The following is a 16,759-nucleotide window of genomic DNA, read 5'->3' on the forward strand; positions in this document are numbered from 1 at the left end:
TCCGCGCAACGCTGCTGGCTACCGATGCACAATTCTTCACAAACGGACGGTCAGCCAGCAACATGGAAACGGTTCTCGTCATGTGCAAGCAGAAAAGCAAATGACTTGCAGATAATCTGTGGACATGACTAACGGGGGCGGGGTATCGGGGTCACCGCCCGGTTGGTACGACGACGGAACCAATACCTACACACTGAGATGGTGGGATGGCACAGGCTGGACGGAACAGACTGCAACACCTCAGCAGCCTCAGCCCCACCTGCCGATTCCCGAGGCCACTGACGGAACAGTGCGTCCTCCCATCGCGTCGCTACCGCTTGAGATCTCGTTCCGAGGGGATCACCTTCGGCTGGATGAGAACACCCTGACGCTGACGTTCACCGGCCTGACACAACAGTCCGTCAAGAAGTTCGCATCACCAAGGGTCATCACCCTGAATGCCATCGCAGTCGTCCACTACCGTCGACCGACGACGTGGAAAACCGGACTGATCCGCGTAGCCCTCGTTGGTGATACCGCCTCCATTCGGACACCGCAGTTCGACATCAACTCAGTCATGATCCCCGCCGGTCGTGGCCAGAAGGCCGCTGCCGAATGGGACGCCTTCGCCTCGGCCCTCGACAGTGCAGTCGCTAGCGCACAACCAAAGATTCCCTTCGAAGAAGGCGCCGCCCCACGCCGAGAACAACGCCTGCCGGACACGCGCGCACATCAGCAGACCGCGGTCGCTACGACCGTCAACCAGAACCCAGCAGCACCTGCCGGATGGTACCCGGACCGGGTCACCGCCACGTCTGAGCGATGGTGGGACGGAACGGCCTGGGCGGAGCAGTACCGCGATCCCGCCTCGCCGCCGGTCACCCCGGAAACGAGCAGCCCATCACCGAGAGCGGCTTCCGCAAGACCCACGAGCGCCGCCGTCATAACCGTGTCCGACGGCCCCGCCGAATCGGTTCTCGCCCGTCGAATTCGGAAAGGTGAATGGCTACCAGACGGGACCCGCGTGGAAGTGGAAGGGTTCTTCATTCCCGGGTTCGTCTACGTCGGCAAATCCCTCACGGCGCCCGGACGCCCTACCGAACCGTCCCTCATCAACCCCGCGCTCCCCATCGACAAGAAGCACCCCGACACTTCCGGCAAGAGCTTGTCGTATTGGCCTGCTTATGACGCGTTGACCCCGGGAGCACGTGCCGCCTACCTGCAATGGCTTGCTGAGGGACGCCGAACCCCCGATACCCCACTCGGGTACGTATTTCTTTTCTTCTACGGACTTGAACGCCGCACCCTCATCGATATCCTCGCCGACCCGACCCTGAAGGGAGAACTTCCTGGCATTCGAGCCGAGGTTGTTTCCCTCATGTCGCTGTACGCAGTCGAATGGAGTTCCCTTCGTCAATACGGGCAAGCGTTCCTCGAAGTTCTCGACCTTCTCATCATGAATTTTGGCGATGCCTTTACAGCCACCACGCCACCCCTCAACTCCGCCCACTGGGAGGTACCAATTCTGCTTCGCGCAGGCCTCGCGGAGTTAGCTGCCACGAAGACGCCCATACCAGCCGACTGGGCGTTGTCATGGGCTTGGCACCAGGAAAGCTTCTACCCGCGAACCCCTGCCGAGCGCTGCCGCATCGAACTCATTCATCTCTTTACTGACCGTTACACCCGGAGCTACGGAGCAGGGCTCGTCGTTACCGGCGGCAACGATCCTGTAGCACTCACATACCAGACGGCGACGGCCGGAATCGGAACTGCGGTCATCCGCACGGATCTCCCTGACATCTTCGACACCCCCGACGTCAAATCCAAGATCCTTCCCCTTCTCAACGAGGTTCAGAACGACCTCTCGGCCTACAGCCGATATCTGGGCAAACACCCTGACGGGCGACACGACCTGAACGGTCTTGCCCTGTTGCCGACTGAACTTCTCGCTATCGAGACCACCAACTCGCAACTAACCGGCCTGAAGTCGTGGCTTGAAAAGACCGTGCCACCGAATGGGACTCCCGTCATCATTCCGGGTCAGGACCTTCTCGCCTGGTGGGGACACAGCAGCGGCGCGACGCTGAGCAAAACCGACTCGACCATGGTCCTGCAACTCGTTGCCGGCTTGCACGTGCAAGTAGAGCCTGACGTTCGTTTCGGTGGGGCCGGACTCTCTGCAGATAGCTCGTTCGTACTCTTCGCTGCAAGCGACGCACCGCCGCTCACCGCCTCACCGGCGTATGAGACAGCAACGACTCTGGTCCATCTCGCCACGGCTGTCGGAGCCGCCGACGGTGACGTCACCCCAGAGGAAGTGCGTACGTTCCTACCAACCATCAGATCGACTCTGGATCTGAGTTCGGCGGAACAGACGCGTCTCGAGGCGCATGCCATCTGGTTGGCACGAACGCCTCTCAAAATGACCGGCCTTACAAAACGCATCGCTGGCCTCAAGATCGACCAGAGGGAATCCCTGGCAGGTCTTCTGATTGACGTCGCCATCGCGGATGGAACCGTGACGGCCGACGAGATGCGTGCGCTAACGAAGATTTTCAAACTCCTTGGCCTGCCTGACGCCGACGTCAGCGCACGTGTCTTCGCCGCTCAGATGGGACGCCCCGCCCCTGAGGGACCCATCACCGTGCGGACGGCCGTCGCAGGCGAGCCCGGTATTCCCATCCCACCCCGCCCCCCCACGTCCGCTGCCTCGAAGGGCTTGGTCACTCTAGACGAGGAGACCATCAAGCGCACCATGGACGAGAGCGCCAAGGTCGCAACCCTCCTCCGAGACATATTCGAAGACGAGACACCGCCACCCCGCACCCATGGGCGGAGAAGCGCCGCGGTGGTCGAGCCCGACACGACGACAGTTCCGCCAGCTGCCTTTGCGACCCCGACCGGACAGGCATGGGCATCGACAGTTCTGGTCGTCGGCCTGGATGCAATCCACTCAGAGATAGTTCGCACACTCGCGGAGCATGACAGCATCACTCGTGGCGACTTCGAGGCACTCACCGAGGCACGCAATCTCATGCCGGATGGCACCATCGACACGATCAATGAGGCCGCGTTCGACGCCTCAGATGAACCCCTCCTCGAGGGCGAAGACCCGATAACCATCAACCCGCACGCGCTCCAGGAGATGCTCACATGACGGATGCCCCGACGTCGACAATTCGCCCCCGTGACCGGGACACCCTTCTCCAAGCCCTCCGCACCGGCGTTGTCCCTCGCGTCGGCCAGCAGCACATCCAGGTGGGGCGCGCTCCCGAAATCCACGCGCTCGTCTCTGACATCAACCGCATCGCCGACGGCGGTTCTGGGGTCCGGTTCGTCATCGGCGAGTACGGATCCGGGAAGACGTTCTTCCTCAACCTGGTGCGCTCCATCGCCCTCCAGCAGAGACTCGTCACCGTCCACGCCGACCTCTCACCCGACCGCCGCCTCCAAGCCACCGGCGGGCAAGCTCGAAGCCTCTACGCCGAGCTGATGCGGAACATGGCCACACGCGCAAAACCTGACGGCGGCGCCATGTCGAACGTCGTCGAACGGTTCATCTCCGAAGCCCGCAAAGAGGCAGAACGCACCGCACAAGAACCGGAGACTGTCATCCGGGCGGGCCTTGACCAGCTCACCGAACTCACCGGCGGGTACGACTTCGCCGAGGTCATCGCGAAGTACTGGCAGGGCTACGACACCGGCAACGAACAACTGAAGAGCGACGCGATCCGCTGGCTCCGTGGCGAGTTCAGCACGAAAACTGATGCTCGGCAGGCCCTCGGAGTTCGGACCATCATTGACGACGCCAACGTCTACGATCAGCTAAAACTTTTGGCTCTGTTCGTCCAGCTTGCCGGGTTCGGCGGGCTCCTCGTCTGCCTCGACGAAATGGTGAACCTGTACAAGCTCGCCAACGCGCAGGCGAGAAATTCCAACTACGAACAGATCCTCCGCATCATCAACGACGCCACCAGCGGTTCCGCCCGCGGTCTCGGGTTCGTCATGGGCGGCACTCCCGACTTCCTGATGGACCCGAGGCGAGGTCTCTACTCCTACGCCGCGCTGCAGTCCCGTCTCGCCGAGAACACCTATGCCGTGGGAGGCCTCGTCGATTACACCGGCCCGATCATCCGCCTGGCGAGCCTCAGCCCCGAAGACTTCTACGTCCTTCTCACCAGGCTTCGACACGTGCAAGCGGGAGGTGACCCGGAGAAATACACGATCACCGACAACGGCATTCAGTCCTTCATGAGTCACTGCTCCACCCGGATTGGCGACGCGTACTTTCGAACACCCCGAAACTCCATCAAAGGTTTCCTCGATCTACTCGCCGTCCTGGAACAGAATCCGGCTCAGACGTGGTCCACCCTGATTCCGACCCTGGAGTTCGACGCCGAATCAAACCCGGACCTGGAGCCGCTGCCCGTTACCGACGATGGCCCGCGCACTAGTTCTCAAGACGCGTGGTCATCCTCCACGACTGCGGACGATGAACTTCAGTCCTTCAAGATCTGAGCCGCCCGCGGAACCCGGTCGGGCTTACGAGCTCCTTCACCCGAAGGTGAAGCAGTGGATCTGGGACCAGAACTGGCAGGAGCTCCGCCGAACACAAGCCCTCGCCGTCGGGCCGATCCATGCCGGGCAACTCGACGTCATCATCAGCGCCGCCACCGCCAGCGGAAAAACAGAGGCCGCCTGGCTCCCCATCGTCTCTGCCCTCGCCAAGGCCTCGGAGAGCGAACCCGGACGCGCCGGCGTCAAAGCGCTCTACGTCAGTCCACTCAAAGCGCTCATCAATGACCAGTACCAGCGCCTGGAATCCCTCTGCGAAGTAGCGGGCCTGAAACTCAACCGCCGACACGGCGACGTCACCGGCGCCGAACGCAAAGCCCTCCGCGCCGCACCCGACGGTCTCCTCCTAATCACGCCGGAGTCACTCGAGGCTCTCTTCGTCCTGCAGGGGCCGAAGGTCCCCGCAATCTTCGCGGACCTCCGCTACATCGTCATCGACGAGATGCACGCCTTCATCGGTACAGAACGTGGCGCCCAACTGCAATCCCTGATGCATCGCATCGAACTCGCCACCCGCCGCCGGATCCCCCGCATCGGCCTCTCAGCCACCTTCGCCGACTTCCGCACCGCCACCGACTTCATCCGCCCAGGGGACGGAGACCACGTCCATGTCATCGAATCGGACACCGCCGACCAATCTGACCTGCGCCTCCAACTTCGCGGCTACATCAACACCGGAGATGTCCCCAACTTTGAAGGCGCCGACTCCGATGAAGCCGCCCACAGCATCGACAAGCACTCCATCGCCCAGCACCTCTTCAGTACCCTTCGCGGCGCCGACAACCTCATCTTCGCCAACTCCCGATCCTCCGTCGAAGCGTTCACCGACCTCTTCCAGCAGATCAGCGACCAGGAACGAGTCCCGAACGAGTTCCTCCCCCACCACGGCAACCTCTCCAAAGAGTTCCGCGAGGACGTCGAGCAACGCCTGAAACAAGGCGACCTGCCGACTACCGCCGTCTGCACCTCCACCCTGGAGATGGGCATCGACATCGGCAGCGCCGACTCCGTGGCGCAGATCGCACCGCCCCACAGCGTCTCCGCCCTCCGGCAGCGCATCGGCCGCTCCGGCCGACGCGGGAAACCCGCCGTCCTACGGTTGTACATCTCCGAGACAGGCCTCGACACACGCAGCAACCTCAGCGACCGGCTCCGAGTCGGGCTGTTCCAGGCAACAGCCATCACCGAGCTGATGCTCGAACGATGGTACGAACCCGCAAACTCCTCCAGCCTCCACCTCTCCACACTGATCCAGCAGATCCTGTCCGTCATCGCCCAACATGGCGGGGCGACAGCTGCGCAACTGTTCAGCGCCCTCTGCAGTCACGGCCCCTTCCATGCGGTCACCACCAGCATGTTCATGCAACTGCTTCGCGACGCCGCCCAAGCTGAGCTGCTCACCCAGGCAGGTGACGGAACCCTCCTACCTGGTCGAGTCGGTGAACTCCTCATCAACCACTACACGTTCTACGCCGCGTTCCAAAGCGTCGACGAGTACCGGCTCATGGCCGACAGCAGGGTTCTCGGGACCATCCCCGTCGACTACCCGATCCTGCTCGGAAGTCTCATGATCTTCGCCGGAAAACGGTGGCGGGTCCTCGCCATCGACACGCCGAGCAAAACCATCCAGCTCGAACGAGCAGGGGGCGGCCAAGCCCCCGTCTTCCTTTCGTCAGGTGTCGGCATCGCCGACGGCATACGGCAGAGGATGCGGCGGCTCTACGAATCCAACCAGACACCCGCGTACCTCGACACCACGGCCAATACGCTCCTTGACCAAGGCAGGAACGCTTATCGCCAATACGATTTGGGCTCCTCCCAAATTCTTCAGTCAGGAACCGACTGCATTGTCTTCCCGTGGCGTGGCAGCCAGGTCATGAACACCCTCAACATCCTCCTCACCGTGGAGGGACTGGACGCCAGCATCGAGGGACTCACCATCCTCTGCCGAAACGCCTCAACAGATGAAGTCCTCGGAGCCCTTGCCGCCGTGTCGGCAGGCCCCGCTCCGGACCCGTACACTCTCGCCGCTGAGGTGCCGGTCAAGGAGGTCGACAAGAATGACATTTACCTCGGAGAGACACTCCTCAGCCAGGCGTACGCGGCCCGAGACCTCGACGTTCCCGCCACGCTCGACACCATTGATGAGCTGCTGGATGAGATTGCCCGCAGCCGGTAGAAGATACAGGCCGGCGGTGGACAGCGAGACGGCTGCCTCACGTTCCAGCCAGGCCGAATGGGTCATCGAGTTCTACCGGGGCATCTACCCGTACTGACGAGCTTCGTCCCTGTTGGTGGTCGAGGCGTGTCGCGCGACCGTCATGGCGTTGGCCTAGGGCCTTGACCAATATGCTTTCTAAGCGAGTAAGGCCAGCTCAAATCCCTCTTTCTCGCACCGCCCGCCCGCCCGGTACCTACTCCGGTGGGATACCGGTGAAGGAACACAATGACGCCATCCGCTACCCCCGATATCGACTTCAGCCGAATCCGCGCACACGGGAATCCGCCATCGCGGGCTGGGGGCTTCGAGGAGCTGTCATCGATTCTCATCGAGCAGCGGACTGACTGGCCTTCCGGGACGAAGTTCGAACGCTTCGGAAATCCCGACGGAGGTCGAGAAGGACACGGCGTCCTGCCCAACGGGGACGTCTGGGCCTGGCAGTCGAAGTACCTCTTCAAGTTCGACTCGGATTCGGCAGGCCAGGTCAAGCATTCATTCGAGAGGGTGTTGGAGCTCGAGCCACGCCTTACGAAGTACCTGGTCGCAATGCCGTGCGACCGGCCTGCCGGCGACACTAAGAAGAGTAAGTCTGCTTTTACCCGCTGGGGCGAAGAGGTCGAAAACTGGCAAGCGTTGGCGGCCGCCAAGGGCCTCACCGTCGAGTTCATCTTCGTGGGCGAACATGAGATGATGACGGCCCTGACCCATGAGGAAAACGCCGGGCGCCTGCGATACTGGTTCGGCACCAACGTCATGACGATTGCCGAGCAACAAGACCGCATCGACGAAGTGGCGGCGAAGCTCGGACCTCGTTACAGCCCTCAGCTCCACGTCGAAGTGAGCGCCGTCCAAGTCCTGGAGGGCATCGGGCGGACGCCGAGCTACGCAGAACAGTGGCAGCGAGTCCTCGCTGGCCTCCGCAGCGCCCGCATCGGTTATTGGTCGGCGCCAGCAGCCGATGCTGACAAGTTCTCTGACGCACTCGCCGCGTGCAAAGCAGCCCTGGACGACACTGACGCCGCTCTCCAGCGCGTTGTCGACAGCCTCTCCACCTTCACCCCCATGCCGCAGCCCGACATTCAGGTCACGACTGCTTTGACGGCCGTCCGTACGGTTCTGGAACTGCTGCATAGGCATTCCCGCTCGTCGGCCGGCTATCTTGTCGACGAGGCCGCCTTCCTCTCACGCAGCGCGCAAGACGCTCTTTCTGCACTAGTCGACGCCCATGGCCTCTGCGGGGACATCGCCATGAGTGCCGCTCGGGACGGGCAACTGCTCATGACCGGACGTGCCGGGGTCGGCAAGTCGCACCTCCTCTGCGACGTCGCGCGACGCCGGGTCGAAGCTAATCGGCCGACCATCATGATCCTCGGACAGGACTTCGATGACCGGTCTCTGCTCCCTCAGATACCGGAGTTGGCCGAAACAGCCAGCAGCACCGATGAGCTCTTGATGCTTCTGGATGCCGCGGCCGAGGCGACGGGTAATACGTCACTGCTAATCATCGACGCCGTCAATGAAAGTGACAAGCCGGCGCGGTGGCCCGACGCTGCCCGCGCTCTGCAAACGAAGGTCGCACGCTTCCCCCGCGTGGCACTGGTGATGTCGTGCCGCTCCGAGTTCGTCGAGGACGTCATCGGTGACCTGAAGTTACCGAAGTCAGAGCATAAGGGCTTCGACGAGTCCGTCGACATCGCAATTCAGCGTTTCGCCGAGGTATATGGTATTGATGCCCCCACTTTTCCTGTGCTGAATACCGAGTTCAACAATGCTTTATACCTTCGTCTCACCTGCGAGGCACTCTCAGAGCTAGGCACCTCGCGGTTCATCCTTGGCGCGGCTGGGTTGACCGTCGTCTCCGACGCCTTCATCGAAGCCATGAATCAGCGGTTGTCTGCAGCGGCGCGTTGTGACTTCGACCGCCACGACAATCTCGTGCAGGCCGCCATCGATGAAATCGTCAAGGCCAAGGGGCCTTACTGGCGGAGCGCCGAAATCTCCCGAATCACGAAGGAAATCCTTCCCAGACGCTCGTGGTCGGAATCCTTAATGAAGGGGATGCTCGACGAGGGGGTCCTCATCAGAGTCGGTGGCGACCGCATCGCATTCGGCTATCAGCGCCTCGGGGATATCGCACGTGCGAAACATCTGACTGGGCAGTCACTGTCCGAAATCAAGGCATGGTTGATAGACCCCGAAAAGTCCGTTCATCGAGAGCGCGGAGTCCTTTCGACGCTGGCAATCCTGCTACCCGAGACGCACGATGTCGAACTCGTAGACCTCATGGCGGAGGGCGCGAGGATCGCCCCGTACCTCGTAGATGGGTTCATCGAAAGCTTGACTCTTCGAGACGCCGCCGTGGTTTCAGAGAAGACTAAATCTTGGCTGAACTTGCTCCTGACGGAGCCGCGGTTTGCCTCGGATGTCTGGTCGCAGTTGGTGCGCCTGGCGTGTCTCCCGAGTCATCCCTTGAACGCTGTTTGGTTGCACGACTACCTCAGCGCCCAACTTGTCGCGGATCGAGACGCGACGTGGACAACGTTTCTCTCTGGGGCGCTTGACCTCGAGGCCCACTCACCCGTCCGAACACTTCTCGAGTGGGTCTGGCCCGTCGACGCTGACCTCAAAGCGACACTCTCTCCGCAAACGACGGAGCTGTCGACACTCCTCCTCGGATGGTTCACAACTGCCTCCGACAGGGCGGTCCGAGACCACGCGACGAAAGCCCTGGTCGCCGTAGGAGAAGCGCATCCTCAGGCCTTCGCCGTTTCGCTGAGCCGACTATTGAAGGTGAACGACCCATACGTCCTGGAACGCGTCGCTGGCGCCGCGTGCGGCATTGCACTCCGCTCCGGCGATGAAGCCGGCATAGTCACAATCGCCGAGAAGCTAGCCGTCTTCGTCTTCCCGGGGTGGCCGAAACACCTCCTGACACGCGACTATATTCGCCGCGTTTTTGACCGCGCCAGCCGAGCGGGTTTCAGCGTTCCGCCTGGTCCAGCGAAGACGCAGTGGACCGAAGAGGCATCGCCGCTCGAAAACATCGAGGAAAAGGCAGCAGCTCCCGAGCACCTATACAGCTCCGTCTGTAATTCCCTTAACGGCGATTTCGGTCGATACATCGTCGAGCCGTCCATCCGGGATCTGCATGTTCCCGATGAGGAAGCTTTTTTGGAGCTGGCAAAGCGGTTGATCTTTGACCGCGTCATCGGCCTCGGCTGGACCCCGGAGAAACTTGGCGAATTCGACAAGCGTCTTCGTCACGCGCGTTCCCAAGACTCCGTCGAACGGTTTGGCAAAAAGTACCAATGGATCGGTTTCTACGAAGTGCTTGGAATGATGACCGACGCTTTTGCTGTGAGACCGGAGTGGGGCGCGACTGAGGCGGCGCCTTATGAGTATCCGGAGCAACTAATTTACCGCGATATCGACGTGACCGTCCTGGTACGGGAGCCCTCAGGGACGTCGCGCTCACTCGAGGCACCTTGGTTCTCGCCCGCTGCGGCGGTGTTCCCAGTCGGTGTCGTGACGGACTACCCGTCGGATGCGTCCGCGTTGCCGGACCCGCTCGAGCTCCTCTCTGTTACAGACTTTGACGGAGACCAGTGGCTGTGTCTGATCAGCAATCCGCACTGGAAGCAGCGTCTTCCACCCGAGGTTGAGGCCTTGAAGCCTCCAACACGCGAGTCTTGGATGCAGTTGCACGCCTACCTGGTCTCGACGAGTTCACTCGAGGACCTCCGAGTTTGGGCGGTCGGTAAGGACTGGTACGGGCGATGGATGCCCGACTACGCAGGAGTTGCCAACGTCTTGCTTGGCAGCCATCCATTTGACCCTGGCTGGGCCGATGCGGCCGGCGAGGTCGACGAGGGAGACGTCCCCGATGTGAACGGCCGGCCGCCGCTCCTGACCCAAGTGGGCGCGTGGTACGGCGGGACCGGTACGGACCGTGATGCGTCTGGCTCTGAGGAGACTCGCGCGTTTGTCCCCAGCCGGGCGCTCTTCGAAGCCCTGGGCCTTCACCACGGGAAGGATTTTCGGTGGTCGGACGACGACGGCGTTGCCGTCTATGACCCGTCACCCGCGCACGGCGGCCAGAACGTGCTCCTTCTCCGGCGATCGCTCGCGGCCCAGCTGGAGCGGGCGGGCATTTCGCTCTTCTGGACCGTCCTGGCGGAGAGTGACTACGTTCCGCGGAACCACGGAATGCCGGGCAAGGATATCGAGTGGGTAAGCGCCAGCGCCTCCTACATTTTCGTCAACGGTCAGATCGAGAAGCTTGACTCTCAGGCCGGTCGCTTGAGCCGAGGCCCGCGAAGAGGGGGAGACGTCGCGTGGCCGATCAAGATCGTCGAAGCCTGACCTGCGGCGCTGGTGCGCCCACTCAATACGACGATAAGTCGAGCGATGAGCAGTGCACCGTCGGCGCCCGATGATTCGCTGAGGTGGACGAGACCTTGGACGGCAAGCAGCGACCCAAAGCCTGAACTCTCTTCTGCCTTGCGACAACGTCCGGCAGCTGTCAGCTGCCAACCCAAATCGTCACCCGCTGCGCTACTGCTACGAGGCGCTTTTGCGATGCATCCGTCTGCTTTGAGGGGCGCAATGAGCATGTCTGTGAGAGGCTGCCATGACTTCAATTTGAGCCCCCGATAGAACGAGATGGCGAACCAGGTGACGTCCTTCCGAGTGGCGAACCAGGACACGGCGGACGCCTCCCCACGGATACGGCCCTGGCCTAGAGGTCCGTCCATACTTCCGTCTCTCCTGGTGCCTATGCTGCGGGTGTCTACTTCTGTCTGCGGCGCCGACGGATGTCGATATTCACTTAGTCGGCTTCAACGTCCAAGACCGCTTTCAAGAGGAACACTTGTGAGCCCGGCGGCGGAACCGCGCCGCCTCATGGACCTCTAGGAACGTCAGCGAGTCATCGCAGCATGAGACTCCGAGATGCAGCGCGTCAAGAGCGAGCGCGCCCGCTGGTTCACGAACGCACTCATCGCGATGACGCTCCGTGCCCAACACCCCGACCTGCAGGCCGCTTGGCAGGGCGGCCTGTCCGCCGACCAGTCAGCGCTCAAGGCGCCGAGCCAAGTCAAGCCGTGGCAACGCGACGGCGAGTTCCCCGGGCGCCCCGAGGTTCCCAACAGGATCAAGAAGACCGGAGAGCTCGTCCGACGTCCCGTCATGGAGGTCGACGCGACTCCGTAACCCATCGACAAGGGCGCTAAGAACAAGGAGTTCAACTGGCGATAGTTCTGCCTTCGAGCACTCGTACGCGGCGAACGACTTCGTCATAGTCACTGAGCCCGACCAGCCGCTCGCGCACCCGCAGCTCATCGCTGCAGCGAGTCTGCACAGGTCCGGGGGAAGCATCTCCGAGCACACCACCGCTGGCGTCGATTCCATCCTCGAGCGAGGTTGGCCAGGGAAGCGTCTGACCGTCGACAGGGGTTACTCCGGCGGCATGTCCGTTGACAAGTTCCACCTGCCTAGGGCCGAACGCGGCATCGGGCTCGCCATCGACTGCAACAGGGGCGAGAAAGGAGTGCGCGAGAACACTGTCGGAGGAGCTCTGGAGCTTGAGGGGGCCCTGTACTGCCCAGCACTGCCAGACAAGCTGCGCACTCTGACGCTGGACGCGGAGGACGACGTTGTTACCCCAGACATGTACTACGACCTTATTGAGGAGCGCCGACACTACCGCCCAAGCCGAAGGAGAAGCTGGACGAGCGAGGCGTGCAGCCGATGACCTGCCCTGCCCTCGGCCCCAGCGCCACGGTCGAATGCTCTTTGAGGAAGCTCCACCCCAAGGCGACAACGAAGAAGACACGCCCTCTCATCGCCGAAGACCTGCTGACGATCCACCCCGACCTTAGATGCAAGCAGACCTCCGTCAAGATCGAGCGGCACGATGGCATCGACACCAAGCAGCTGCTCCACTACGGGTCCAAGGAGTGGCACACGATGCACGAGCACGACCGGAACTCCATGGGGGCGTGAACGCCTGTCTCAAGGAGGGCCGTGAGCGCATGGGTGAGGCTGGTGCCCGGAGGGTGCGCGGCCTTGCCGCCCAGAACGACGTGTTGACGATGATGCTCGTGTGGACCAACCTCCGCCGTCTCGCCAAGTTCATGCGCGACCGCGCTGAGGGCCGCGAGTTCGTCGAGACCCACAAGGAGCGCGCGTCGAACTACCACCGTTTCTACCGGGCGCCCGAGGTCGACCGCGGGATGACGATGAAGGAGAAGCGCGAGGCTGCGAAGCAGAAGCAGAAGGCTTAGCGGCTCCACACTCGAATGCCTCGAGTGTGGCCCGGAACAAGCCCTCGGCCGCCCCATCGGGCCAGATGACCCCGCCCCGCGGACTGTTTAAGACGGAGTGTCAGTGGGTCCTGCTGATATGTGTGAAGAAGGGAAGGAGGAGACGAATGACGTCAACAACAGCTGTTGTTCGCCACAACAGTGCTCCCACCCCCGACGGGTGCCGCTGGTGCGGGAGAGCACGCTCTTCCCACGGCCACACTTACTCACGAGCCGTCGGAGGGCACTTCTGGGAGTCGCCGACGCCTGCGCAACGATTGGCACGAATGCGCGCTCGTAACGTCAAGAGGCGCGCCTAACTAGATCCTTGAAGACCTCCACGAGTGGAGCCGGCACCTCGGAAGCATCTCGAAGTGTGAGAGCCAGATCACGGAGCGCTTCCGGTTTGCCATACGGGGCTGACGTTGACCCGTTCTTCAACATGTCGAGAATCTGCGAGCTGAACTTGCCACTTCGATGGGCCCCGAAATCGCTCGCAGACCAAGTGTTCGTGACTTCATTTTCCCCGTCTCGCTGCCACAGCGTGTTCGCTGCGGCAGCCCATTGCTCATCCGAAAAGACGTCCTCAATCTCGTCGTTCTCCCCGATGTAGAGGCAGTGCTTTTCTGGATCAAGCCCCTCTTTCTTAAGCTTGACGTCGCTGAAGATGTGCTTGGCGTTTGTCTGCGAATCCCTGTCTACAAGGAAAGCGACCGTTCGACTGTGGCGGACAAGGAACGTGGCGAACCGGACAGCCCCCTCGTTGTTGTTGCAGGGCCAAATTGCGATACCGCAGGACTCGAGATGGCGCCCCATTGCAAGTCGGAAAAGGACGGGCAACGCACGCGCTTCAGAATCACCCTCCACACCGACGAAGAGGCGCTCGTGCAACAGCACCGTGTTACGCAATCCAACACTTGCCGCAATCGCGCCCAGGTGATCGCCAACGCCGGCGTCGTCGGTGAGTCGCTCTACGACAGTTCGATGGCCCACGTGCTTAATGTGAGCGACGTCGCCGATATCGGTTCCATCAATCAAGTTCATCGAGTGGGACGCGATGACCACGGTGACGTTTGGGTTCCTCGTCTGCTCGTGAATGAGGCGCATTAGCTCACGTTGATGGCCGTAATCGAGGTGGGTGTCTGGCTCGTCGTACAGCAACACGATGTCCTCGGTGGCCCCCGCTAGCAGCGTCGCGTTGAACTCCCACACGGCAAGTGCGATTCGCCGCGCCCGACCGGCGCCTGACAAGCGCAAGTCGATTGCCTCTCCTCGCGAGTTCTGCACGGTCACCTGTGTGGCCTTTAGTCCGTTGGCGTTGCTCAGGTTGACCATGGGCCGAATTATGACTTCGCCGACGTCAGAAACCTTCTCGGCGATGTGCTCGCGGATGGCCTGAGCGTCCGCCACGAGCTTGCCCTCGAGGCCTTCCTCAATGGCTCGGATGTCGCCGCTGAACTCGTCAGATTCGAGGTGTGCCCGAAAGGCAGTCTGGAGGGTGGACTGAATGGCTGCGTCGGCGTTCACAGCACTGCTGGCATCGAATCGTTTGACGGTCGGCAGCTGACGCTCCAGGCTCGAGGGTGCCGCGACCCAGCGCTCTTCCTGATCTGCACCTGCTGCAGCCTCTGCGAGGCGCTCGATGAGTTCCGTTTTAGTTCCGCTCTGCGCGAGATCAAGCGTGGCCAATCGATCCTTCAGCGGCTGCACTGTCAAGGTCTCGTAGTCACGTAACCGGGCGTCTACGGGCGCCATTACGAGCATCTCGAGCTTGCCCGCGGCACCATTTTGGGAAACTCGTCGAAGTCGAATGGAGAGGGCCCCGCCATGGTCCCCGACCTCATGTTCGCGGAGTCCGAAATCACCCTCGACTGACGTCTGGCTGACGCGTCGGGGCTCCGGCGGCACGTCGACTTCTTCAGATTCGCCTTCGTCGAGGTAGGTGCGATCGGAATCGGTCAGCTTGTAGGTGCCCAGGAGAAACAAGATGGCGTCGATGATCGTCGATTTACCAGCGTCGTTGTGTCCGGCTAGAACGAGGGGCGATCCGACCCGGAGAGCCACCAGGTTCTCGACTGAACGGAAACCAAAAATAGACACGGTCTGTAGCTTCATCTGACCCAATCATGTCGAGAGGCGCGGACGGCTAGGTGCCGCCACGTTGGAGGCCGTCACCGAGCTGATCGGCGCCATGCTCGCCGAGGTTCAACGCAGGCACGCACGAGCAATCGAGGGCACGTCAAGTCAACAGCCTCGCCCCACGGCACGTGCCCCTTGGCCGCCACACTAACGCTCGAGTGAGGATAGATCGACTAAAACAGAGCCTCGCGGCATCGAACTTTGAGGCGAGGCGGTCGGCGGCAGCGAGAGGCCTCGAACGTTCGAGGACGAGAGCCGACTAATCAACGTCCACGCGCCGGCCCAGATGCGCACAAGCACCAAGGAACCGTAGCTGTGAGCCCCACTCGAACACGCGGCGAGCGCTCAAAGCAAAAAAGGGCCCCCGCTTGGGGGCCCTTTTTGCTGGACTGAGTTTCGCGAACATGTTGCCTGAGTTTCGCGAACAGCCCTTTGGCGGTACCGGTGGGATTTGAACCCACGGCACTACCGCCTCACCTGGAGGGAACGCCTCTAGAAGGCAAGCGGCACGGGGCATTTGACTCCATCACCTCACATGTGTACCCATGGACTCACGGAACCTCCTGCACCAAAATGCACCACGGCAGCAAAACTGAGCTGGCCCTGATCCGCGGCAAGTGGCGCCCGTGGACCACCACAGACGGCTGCCCACGGCGTCGAAGCGTCGGTCAGTCAGATGCGCTGACGGAGTCAAGCCAGCGATCCGGCCCTAGCCTCCGGACCTGCGCATTGCCGCCCGGTCGACGATCCGTAGGAGGGTGTCCGCAAGGTGGAGCACGTTCGCTGCTTCGATCGGGCTCTCGAACTCGACTACTCGGTGGCTACTTGGATTCTTCATCGCGCCCATCATCCCGACGAACAGCGACATCACGCCTTCCTGCTCCGACGTCGGGTCATCAGCAGCGGCAAGAGGGCCGCCGACCTTGAAAGCGTCGCGCATCAGCTGCACGCCGTACTTTTCATGTCCAAATGCGGCCGCCTCACGGACCGCAACCTCGACTTCATGGGTGGCGGCGAATACTGCAATTGCATAGGCGCCGCGCTCGAAGTTCGGTCGCGCTGTCTGATTAAGTTTCAGATGCAGTTCGGCGTGGAGACGCAGCGACGCATCGATATGCGCACTCGACCCAGAGGCGACGACGGCCAGGCCCTCAGTAGTGATAATCCACTCCTGCGCCGGGTGTCCGTCGACAGGTCCGATTAGGCCACGAGCGAAAGCCCATCCGAAGGCGTCAGCAACGAAACGCCGTATCCGGTACTGAAGCTCTTTCGCTCTTGGGCCGCGAATGCCTGCCCCGATTACGGAGGCCCACGCGTGGGTCACGATGTTGTGTGAGCTTTTCGCCGTGCCCGGATCTTTGGCGAGGGCCGTGAGCAAGATCAGTCCCGCTTGGCTTCCTGACGCATCAACAAGGGCACCCAGGCTGAGGCCCTCGCCTGCTACCGGGACACGGATGTCACGCTCCTGCTGACTAAGGGTGTCGCTCTCGGCCATCCCGCACTCCTCTTGGCCGAAGCCATTCACGATTTTCATCCCGGATCG

The 16,759-nt window shown here is 61.9% G+C and carries 10 protein-coding genes; 8 read left to right on the forward strand and 2 right to left on the reverse strand.

The features are described from left to right. The first annotated feature begins 124 nt into the window (after positions 1-124). The 8 genes from HQQ78_RS12960 to HQQ78_RS12995 all read left to right on the forward strand — a co-directional run bounded on the left by HQQ78_RS12960 (position 125) and on the right by HQQ78_RS12995 (position 13,059). Complete coding sequence (locus tag HQQ78_RS12960) at positions 125-3,136, forward strand: TerB N-terminal domain-containing protein (protein ID WP_173153827.1); 3,012 nt, start codon at positions 125-127, stop codon at positions 3,134-3,136. Then, entirely contained in the window at positions 3,133-4,497 is a 1,365-nt protein-coding gene (locus HQQ78_RS12965) for an ATP-binding protein (RefSeq protein ID WP_173153830.1), read from the forward strand. Before HQQ78_RS12960 ends, HQQ78_RS12965 begins: the two co-directional genes overlap by 4 nt. A gap of 46 nt (positions 4,498-4,543) precedes the next feature. Continuing rightward, on the forward strand, positions 4,544-6,733 hold the full coding sequence (locus HQQ78_RS12970; protein ID WP_173153833.1) for a DEAD/DEAH box helicase: 2,190 nt from the start codon (positions 4,544-4,546) through the stop codon (positions 6,731-6,733). A 267-nt stretch (positions 6,734-7,000) separates the two neighbouring features. Continuing rightward, on the forward strand, positions 7,001-11,137 hold the full coding sequence (locus HQQ78_RS12975) for a hypothetical protein (protein WP_173153836.1): 4,137 nt from the start codon (positions 7,001-7,003) through the stop codon (positions 11,135-11,137). A gap of 588 nt (positions 11,138-11,725) precedes the next feature. Then, entirely contained in the window at positions 11,726-11,986 is a 261-nt protein-coding gene (locus HQQ78_RS12980; protein ID WP_173153839.1) for a hypothetical protein, read from the forward strand. A gap of 256 nt (positions 11,987-12,242) precedes the next feature. Continuing rightward, positions 12,243-12,527: a hypothetical protein gene (locus tag HQQ78_RS12985; protein WP_173153842.1), complete on the forward strand. Its 285-nt coding sequence runs from the start codon at positions 12,243-12,245 to the stop codon at positions 12,525-12,527. Positions 12,528-12,568: 41 nt separating this feature from the next. Beyond that, a complete protein-coding gene (locus HQQ78_RS12990; protein ID WP_173153845.1) occupies positions 12,569-12,778 on the forward strand; it encodes a hypothetical protein in 210 nt (69 codons plus the stop codon). After that, positions 12,775-13,059: a hypothetical protein gene (locus HQQ78_RS12995; RefSeq protein ID WP_173153848.1), complete on the forward strand. Its 285-nt coding sequence runs from the start codon at positions 12,775-12,777 to the stop codon at positions 13,057-13,059. Before HQQ78_RS12990 ends, HQQ78_RS12995 begins: the two co-directional genes overlap by 4 nt. Positions 13,060-13,380: 321 nt before the next feature. Here the strand turns inward: HQQ78_RS12995 and HQQ78_RS13000 are convergent, their stop codons facing one another. Both HQQ78_RS13000 and HQQ78_RS13005 read right to left on the reverse strand, forming a co-directional pair. After that, complete coding sequence (locus tag HQQ78_RS13000; protein ID WP_173153851.1) at positions 13,381-15,192, reverse strand: AAA family ATPase; 1,812 nt, start codon at positions 15,190-15,192, stop codon at positions 13,381-13,383. A 733-nt stretch (positions 15,193-15,925) separates the two neighbouring features. Then, on the reverse strand, positions 15,926-16,711 hold the full coding sequence (locus tag HQQ78_RS13005; RefSeq protein ID WP_173153854.1) for a TIGR02391 family protein: 786 nt from the start codon (positions 16,709-16,711) through the stop codon (positions 15,926-15,928). Positions 16,712-16,759: the final 48 nt, after the last annotated feature.

The sequence above is a fragment of the Frigoribacterium sp. VKM Ac-2859 genome (assembly GCF_013204925.1).
GTDB lineage: Bacteria > Actinomycetota > Actinomycetes > Actinomycetales > Microbacteriaceae > Frigoribacterium.

What these genes read in the sequence shown, in the direction of transcription:
- HQQ78_RS12960 (WP_173153827.1), top strand. Translation starts at nt 125, where the DNA reads ATGACTAACGGGGGCGGGGTATCGGGGTCACCGCCCGGTTGGTACGAC.
- HQQ78_RS12965 (WP_173153830.1), top strand. Translation starts at nt 3,133, where the DNA reads ATGACGGATGCCCCGACGTCGACAATTCGCCCCCGTGACCGGGACACC.
- HQQ78_RS12975 (WP_173153836.1), top strand. Translation starts at nt 7,001, where the DNA reads ATGACGCCATCCGCTACCCCCGATATCGACTTCAGCCGAATCCGCGCA.
- HQQ78_RS12980 (WP_173153839.1), top strand. Translation starts at nt 11,726, where the DNA reads ATGCAGCGCGTCAAGAGCGAGCGCGCCCGCTGGTTCACGAACGCACTC.
- HQQ78_RS12985 (WP_173153842.1), top strand. Translation starts at nt 12,243, where the DNA reads ATGTCCGTTGACAAGTTCCACCTGCCTAGGGCCGAACGCGGCATCGGG.
- HQQ78_RS13000 (WP_173153851.1), bottom strand. Translation starts at nt 15,192, where the DNA reads ATGAAGCTACAGACCGTGTCTATTTTTGGTTTCCGTTCAGTCGAGAAC.
- HQQ78_RS13005 (WP_173153854.1), bottom strand. Translation starts at nt 16,711, where the DNA reads ATGGCCGAGAGCGACACCCTTAGTCAGCAGGAGCGTGACATCCGTGTC.